Below are 7423 nucleotides of genomic sequence, written 5' to 3' on the forward strand. Positions count from 1 at the left end.
ACGCGCACCGAGCCCGCCGGATACTCCTCCTCGTGGCGCTCGTGCGCGAACCCGCTGGCGCTGACCGGCACGCGGTTCTCGACCGGCATGGCGGCAAGTTTGGCGCCGCTGACCCGGACCATGTCGACGGCGACCGTGCGCGGCCGATCTAGCGTCTCCATCCGGATACCGTGGAGGCGCAGCCGCGCGATCACATCGGGATCGGCCGCCGATACCCAATAGGCCGTCGGCGGTACAATCGTCTCACCGGGGCTGGAGCCGTAGAGCGGATAGTCGGCCGCCGGGGCGGGGCGACCGGTCCAGCGCAGCTCGACTCCGCCCGAGACCGCCGACTGGAACCGCTCGCTCGTCATCGGCAGGAAATGGACGGTGCGGACCGGATCGGCGCGCGGTCGCCACGTCAGCGTCATCGATCCCCGCGCGGCACGGTCGGCGATGGTCGCCTGCTTCAGCGCCGCACCGTCGTCGGCGAGCGTCCGCAGAGTCGCCGCGAGCAACGTGTAGTCGCCGAGCACGCGCCGGCGGTACGGCTTCAGCGAGTGATCCTCCACAAGGACGGCGGGCATGTGGCGCAGATCACCGTAGCCGTGCGAGAAGTTGGCCGCGAAGTGCGGCAACGCCAGGCCTTTGGGGGGATCGCGATCGTCCAGCGCCAGCACCAGCGGCCCGGGTACGTGGCCCTCCGCTTCCAACGCCGCATCGACGCGCGGGCGGTAAACCTGCTCCAGCCAGCGGTTCGCGGCCGGGGAGTGCGCGTACGGCGCGTCCTGGAAGCCGAAGGTGACGTCATACTGGAAGTCGAGGCCGTCCGAGACGTGCAGGTCGAGGTAGAGCGCGGGATCGGTCCGGTCGATCAGCCGCAGCATCGCCTGCATCTCCGGCGCGTCCGCCTTCATGTAGTCGCGATTGAGGTTGATGTTCTGGGCCGTCGTCCGCCAGCCCTGCGAAATTGGGCCGCGCTGGTTGGGGCGGTTGTACGGCGAACTCCGTTCGTGGCCGTCGACGTTGAAGACCGGCACGAACAGGAAATTGACCCGGTCCAGCGGCGCGTCGCCACCGCGCAACGCGATGTCGCGCAGCAGCATCAGGCCGGCATCCTTGCCGTCGATCTCGCCCGGATGGATGCCGGCCTGCACGAGCAGCACCGGCTTTGCGGGATCGAGTGCGGCGGCGTCCTTGGTCGCGATCACGACGATCATGTCGCGGCCCTGCGGCGTGCGGCCGAAGGTCTCGACACGGATCAGCGGCGACGCCGCCGCCAGCCGGTCGATATAGGCGCGCGTCTCGGCATAGGAGGGCGTGGCGGTGAAACCGGTTCTCTCGGCGGGCGTGATCCAGGGGTCGCCGGACTGGGCGACGAGCCGCTCGCTTCTGCCCTGCCACGCCGGGACCGGCGGCAGCGGGGCGCGATCCTGGTCGGTCGCGCGCGTCGCCGCGGCCCCGGCACCGGCCAGACACAGCGTGAGCGCGGCGGCGAGCGGCCGACGTCCGCCGCGCCGGATCACTTCAGGAACGGCCCGGGCACGCCGCTGATGCTGACGAAGTTGATCTGCGCGATCTTGCCGCCGCGCAAGGCTGCGTAGCCCATCACCATGTCATGCTCCTCTCTGCCATTGTCGACCGAGTCGATGAGATGGTAGGTGAAGATCTTCGAACCGTCCGGCGAAGAGAAGGATTCGAGGAAGGGCAGTTTGATCTCCACTGCGCTCGCGCGTTTCTGGATCATGCGGAAGTGGCTTGCGAGGTCGTCGAGACCTTTGGCGCTGTCTTTTCCGTTAATCCGCATTACCGCATCTTCGGTGAAGTATTGCGCGAAGCTGTCACGGGTGAAGCCGTCAGGCTGGCGGAACGCCGCGTTCCACCACACGAACATGCGCGTCAGCACGTCGTCGGCGACGGGATGGGCGAAGACCATCGGCGAACGCGCAGCCGGCGCCGCGTCCGCCGGGGCGGCGAGCGCCGCACCCGCCGCCAGAGACAGAAAAAACACCTTCATCGCTTCATCCCCCGGCAGACCCGGCCGCCCGCGGCAACGTTCGTCAATCGCGCCCCGCGATCAACGACGAGCCGGGTACACTTCGTTGCGACGGACGCAAACGACCGCAATCTCTCGCTCAGCCGACCGCCGCCGTCGCCTCGATCTCGATCAGGAACTCTGGCAGCGCCAGTGCCGCGACCCCGATGAAGGTGTTGGGAGCGGGCGCGGCGCCGGCGTAGAATGCGCCGATCTCCGGCAGCACGATGCCGAGCTTGTCCGGCCGATGATCGACGACAAAGGTGCGCAACGCCACGATGTCGGCCGGCGTGGCGCCGACCTCTGCCAGGACGGCCTTCAAGTTGGCGAGTACCTGACGCGTCTGCGCGGCGAGATCGCCGGGACCGACGACCTCACCCGTGGCGTCCCACGCGACCTGGCCGGCAAGGTATAGCGTCCGGCCTCCCTCCTGCAGCGTGGCGTGCGAGAAGCCGTAGCCGACGCTGTCGTAAAGGCTCGGCGGATTGATGCGGCTGATCGGCATGGCGATGGGCTCCCAGGGTTAATCCACGATCTCGAGCGGATTGCCGAACGGGTCGCGGACATAGAGGTTCTTCTTGCCCGCGAGCGGCCCGTCCGAGAGCGCGATGACCTCCATCACCGTGCAGCCCTTCGTCGCCAGGTAGCGCGCCGCCTTGTCGACATCGTCGACGCGCAAGCCGAGATGATGACCGCCGATGTCGCAGACCCGCGGTGGTCGGGCCGTCCGATCGACCGGAGCATCGTACTGGGCCAGCTGCAGGTTGAGCCCGTCGGTGAGCTTGAGCATGACAAGCGTCAGCCGAGCGCCCGCGACGCCGACATGAGCCTCCATCCAGTCCCGACCGTCCGGCATGGCCGGCAGGTCGGCCGCATCGATCGGACCGATCCGAAACAGCTCCTCCGCCCCGAACGCGTCGCTGTAGAAGGCGATCGCGGCGGCGAGATCGGCGACGGTGAAAGAGACGTGGTCGGCACCCAGCAGACGGGGCCGATCCGCATCAGGTGGACTGGTCGTTTGCGTCATCGCGAGCTCCGTCGGCTGGGGGATCGGATCAGTGCGGGCTGGCAGCCTGTAGGACACGTCGGCGCGGCTCAATCCTCCGCGTCGGGCGAGTTCGTTGCGGCTGCCGCAAGGTCCGCGGCCGCGACGAAATCGCCGATGCGGACCGGGCGGACGGGGAACCGCGCGGTGAACCCGCCGATCGCGCCGACCTGCTCGCCGCGCCGGCGGGCGATCTCGCGCATCAGCGGGGCTTCGCACGACCGGCCTTGGCAGAGGCCCATTCCGCAGCGCGTCGCGAGCTTGATCGCGCTGGGCGCGTCGACTTCGGTCAGCGCAGCGGATACTGACCCGTAGGAGACGTCCTCACACCGGCACAGGATCGTCTCCGGCGCCACCGCGCGCGCGAGCATCGGACCGGGATCGGCGACCGCGGCGAGCAGGTCGGCGAAGCGACGCTGTCGCGCAAGCCGCCGGCGCACGGGCGTCGCGGCTCGTTCGGCGGCGGCTTGGTCGAGCTTGCCGAGGCGGCGCAGGATGCCGATCGCCGCCAATCGCCCCTCCTCAAGAGCGGAAGCCGCCCCGGCGACGCCGCTCGTCTCGCCGGCGATCGCGAGGCCGCCGACGCTGGTCCGCATCCACTCGTCGTGACGGGTCCGCCAGCCGCCGGCAGGCTGCGCCCACGCGGAGGCGGCGCCGGCCAGCCGCGTCAGGTCGGATTGGGGGACGAAGCCGTAGCACAAGGCCACGCGATCGCACGGCACGCTCAGCTTGGCGGCGCCGGAGGCGAACGTCGCCTCCGCGACGCGGCCATCGCCCGACATGCCGGCGAGCGGAAGCCCGTAGCGGATCGGCACGCGGTGGCGGCGCAGCACGCGCACCGCGTCCGCCGCCGCCAGCAACGGGCCGAGATGGCGCGCCGCGGTGGAGACACGCGACAGCAGGACTCTCAAGGCCCGCGACAAAGGCTGGTCGAATGCGACCAGGGCCACCTCGCCGCCCGCCGAGACGATCTGGGAGGCCACCACCAGCATGAGCGGGTGTGTCCCGGCGAACACGAAGCGGTGGCCGGGAACGAGCTGCTGCGCCTTGACGAAGGCCTGCACGCCGCCCGCCGCCATTACGCCCGGCAGCGTCCAGCCCGGCAAGGGCACCGGCAGGTCGTAGCAGCCAGCGGCGACGAGCACCTCGCGACCCGCGAGGCGAAGCACGTCCCAGGGGCCGGACGCCCGCACCGCGAAGCCGTCCGCGTCGCGCGCCAGCCCGATCACCGACCGGCCGCCGAACCAGACCGCCGGACGGGTCGACTCGAACGCGGCGAGTTCCGCCTTGACGTCGCGATAGCCGTCTCCGCCGAGCCAGTCGGCGACGTCGACGCCCGATGCGGGCTGGCGCAGGATCTGGCCGCCGGGGCGCTGCTGCTCGTCGATCACCGCGATCGAGAGGCCGTACGGTGCCAGCGTCCGCGCCGCCGCCAGGCCGGCGGGGCCGCCCCCGACGATGACCACGTCGAAATTCACCGGTTCAGTCATCGGCGCCCGTCCCGGTCTCGACGACCATCGCGTCCTCCGCCGCGACCAGGCACGCGCGCAGGCGGCGGACCGCCTCCGATCCGGCACGCCGCACCGCGACAAAACACTCGCTACACGTTCCCATGTTGCAGAACATCCCGTGCGGATTGCCAGTGGCGCCCCGCCGGAACGCGATGAAGCCCGCCGCCAGCATCGCCGATGCCACCGTCTCGCCGGCATAGGCTTCCACGACGTGGCCGTCGACCCGCAGCCAAATGCCGCGCCCGCGCGTCACACCCCGCTCAATCCGGCTGCTCATCCCATGAACCCGTTGAGATGCTCCAGCCGCGCCGGCGAGAGCACGGCCAGCGCCTCGGCTGTCGCGGACCGATCCGTGTCCAGCATCGCCTGCGCGACCAGCCGCGCAAAGGTCGGGCCGAGCGTGAACGCGGAGCCGCCCGCGGCGACGAACAGGCCGGGCGCCCGCGGGACCTCGCCGACGATCGGCAGCTGGTCGGCCGTGATCGCGGTCGCGCCGGTCCAGCTGCGCAACAGGTTGAGGTCGGCAACCGCCGGGACGGTATCGATCGCGGCTCGCAGGTTGCCGACCAGCGACGCTTCGATCGCCTCGGGCGTCTGGCCAGGATCAAAGGCGCCGGTCGAATCGCGACGGAGCCGCGCCGGCCAGCCGCCGCCGATCAACACGTTGCCGGCGTGGGTCTGTTTCATCGACAGGCGGCGGCCGACGTGCTGCACGAGGTGCGGCAGGAACGGCGCCACGCGCTCGGTCGCGTTCATCGTCAGCGCGACCGGGAAGATCGGCAGGTGGATGTTGGCGAGTGCCGCGACGCGCCCGCTCCACGCACCCGCGGCGATCAGCACCCGTTCCGCGACGACCGTCTGCTCCGTGTCGCCCTGGCGCAGGACGACGCTGAAACCCGGGCGCCGCGCGTCCAGCGCGATGACCCGCGTCCCCGTGCGCAGCTCCGCGCCCGCGGCCTGCGCGCGCCGGACATAGGCTGGAATGACGCTGCGTGGGTCGGCGTGGCCCTCGTCGGCGAGGAAGCTCGCCGCGATGATCGCGCCGGACAGGTAGGGCGCGATCCGGCGCGCCTCGTGGCCGTCGACCAGCCGCGTGCGCAGGCCCGCCGCCGTCTCGCGTCGCACCTTGGCTTCGAGGAGGGCGACCTCGCCAGCCGTCTCCGCGACCATCAGACCGCCTTCCTGCCGGACGTGCAGATCGGACCCCAGCGCCGCCTCCAGTCCCGCCCAGTCGTCGATCGCCATGCGGCTGATCGCGGTGATGCGGGCCGCCTCGTCCGCCATCCGCTCGCCGTTCTCGAGGAAGCGGCGTTCGATCTGGAAGTGCAGCGATCCGGCGTTCTGGCCCGAAGCCCCGACGTTGGGATGGCCCGCGTCGACGAGCAGCACCGACGCACCCGCCCGCGCGCCGTGCCAGGCGGCGGCGGCGCCGATCAGGCCGGCACCGATCACGAGCATGTCGACGCGGGCCACACTCATGCGGTCGCGGCGCCGGACGGCGGCGCGCGCAGGGGAGAGACGAGCAGGCTAACCAGCACCACCGTCGCGCTGTTGAGGATCAGCGCCGCCAAGCCGGGCTCCCAGCCCGGCAGCGCGGCGTGCCAGAACGCGATCGCCGCGGGGTGCAGCAATGCCAGATACCCGACCACCAGCCCGGCCAGCACGCCGAGCGCCTGGGCGCGCGCCCAGATCAGCGCCAGCACGCCTCCCGGCGCCAGCATCCCGATCGACGCATAGGCCGAAAGCCCGATCTTGACGATCGATCCGCTCGCGCCGAGTGTCAGGTACACGGCGCACCCGGCGAAGCCGATCATCGCCAGCCGCGAGATCAGCAACGTCGTGCGCGGATCGCGCTCGCCCATTGCCGGGCGCACGATGTTGCGCGCGAAGATCGTTCCCGCCGTCATCAGCAGCACCGACCCCGGCACCAGAGCCAACAGCGAGGCCGTCCCCGCGAGCAGACCGACCAGCCATGCGGGATAGCGCGACGCCACGAACTGGAGCAGCGCCGCATTGGGATTGCCGCCCGGCACGTCGGTACCGGCGACGATCACCGCAAAGCCGAGCAGGATGATGAAGAAGTAGGACAGCGAGTAGATCGGCTGCCAGATCGCGTTCTGCCGCAGCGCGCGCTCGCCGGAGGCCGCATAGCTGAGCTGGAACATGTGCGGGAAGAACCAGGTGCTCGCCGCCACGTTCAAGGCCGAGGTGATAAACCACCCGGTGGTGAGCCCCGCAGCCGGATCGGCCCCCGGAAAGGCGCCCAGTCCCGGACGGAGCTGCTCGGCCCGGCGGAACAGATCGGCGATCGATGCCGCGCCGACATGGCCGGCGGCGCTGAAGCTCAGCGCGATCACCAGCGCGATCATCAGCACGTCCTTGACACCGGCCGCGAACGCCGCCGAGCGCAACCCGGCGAGGAACACGAACGCCAGCATCAACACCGCCGCGGCGACCACGCAGGGAGCCGCGCCGACGGCGTGGCCGACGGTGAGCTGGAGCACCAGGCTGAGCGCCGTCAACTGAACCTCGACGTAGACAACCGTCGCGAACAGGCCGGCGAGCGCGACCACGACGCCGAGCCATTCGGCGTCGTAGCTGAGCGCGAAGAAATCCGCCTGCGTGACCAGGCCGTGGCGGCGGCCCGCGCTCCAGATCCGCGGCGTCAGCCAGTAGCCGAATGCGGACGCGAGCGAGACGGACGTGAGGGCGAGGTAGGCCGGCGCGCCATAGACCCAGGCGAAACCCGAGATGCCGAGCACGGCGAAGGTAGTGTAGATTTCGCCGGCATTGACGAACCAGAATATCAGGAGCCCGAGCCGGCGTCCCCCGATCGCCCACTCCTCGACGTCC

The 7423-nt window shown here is 70.6% G+C and carries 8 protein-coding genes; all 8 read right to left on the reverse strand.

All coding sequences use genetic code 11. From position 1 onward, the window contains the following. A partial coding sequence (locus HUV01_RS09815) for a M14 family metallopeptidase (RefSeq protein WP_174298093.1) occupies nucleotides 1-1505 on the reverse strand: 1505 nt, incomplete at its 3' end. Next, nucleotides 1502-1996 carry a hypothetical protein gene (locus HUV01_RS09820; RefSeq protein ID WP_174298094.1) on the reverse strand — a complete coding sequence of 165 codons (495 nt, stop codon included), beginning with the start codon at nucleotides 1994-1996 and terminating at the stop codon, nucleotides 1502-1504. The genes HUV01_RS09815 and HUV01_RS09820, both read right to left, overlap by 4 nt. 118 nt (nucleotides 1997-2114) lie before the next feature. Then, nucleotides 2115-2519, reverse strand: a complete 405-nt coding sequence (locus HUV01_RS09825; protein WP_174298095.1) for a RidA family protein — start codon at nucleotides 2517-2519, stop codon at nucleotides 2115-2117. 18 nt (nucleotides 2520-2537) lie between these two features. Continuing rightward, nucleotides 2538-3041 carry a VOC family protein gene (locus HUV01_RS09830; protein ID WP_174298096.1) on the reverse strand — a complete coding sequence of 168 codons (504 nt, stop codon included), beginning with the start codon at nucleotides 3039-3041 and terminating at the stop codon, nucleotides 2538-2540. A 68-nt stretch (nucleotides 3042-3109) separates the two neighbouring features. Further along, complete coding sequence (locus tag HUV01_RS09835; protein WP_174298097.1) at nucleotides 3110-4549, reverse strand: NAD(P)/FAD-dependent oxidoreductase; 1440 nt, start codon at nucleotides 4547-4549, stop codon at nucleotides 3110-3112. Continuing rightward, nucleotides 4542-4847, reverse strand: a complete 306-nt coding sequence (locus HUV01_RS09840; protein ID WP_174298098.1) for a (2Fe-2S)-binding protein — start codon at nucleotides 4845-4847, stop codon at nucleotides 4542-4544. The genes HUV01_RS09835 and HUV01_RS09840 overlap by 8 nt, the downstream gene beginning before the upstream one ends. Further along, nucleotides 4844-6049, reverse strand: coding sequence for an NAD(P)/FAD-dependent oxidoreductase (locus HUV01_RS09845; protein WP_254606540.1), 1206 nt, complete (start codon nucleotides 6047-6049; stop codon nucleotides 4844-4846). The genes HUV01_RS09840 and HUV01_RS09845 overlap by 4 nt, the downstream gene beginning before the upstream one ends. Beyond that, nucleotides 6046-7423, reverse strand: a 1378-nt coding sequence (locus HUV01_RS09850) for a sodium:solute symporter family protein (protein WP_174298099.1), incomplete at its 5' end; no start/stop codon positions are given. The genes HUV01_RS09850 and HUV01_RS09845, both read right to left, overlap by 4 nt.

This window comes from Sphingomonas bacterium, assembly GCF_903643035.1.
Taxonomy (GTDB): domain Bacteria; phylum Pseudomonadota; class Alphaproteobacteria; order Sphingomonadales; family Sphingomonadaceae; genus Sphingomonas.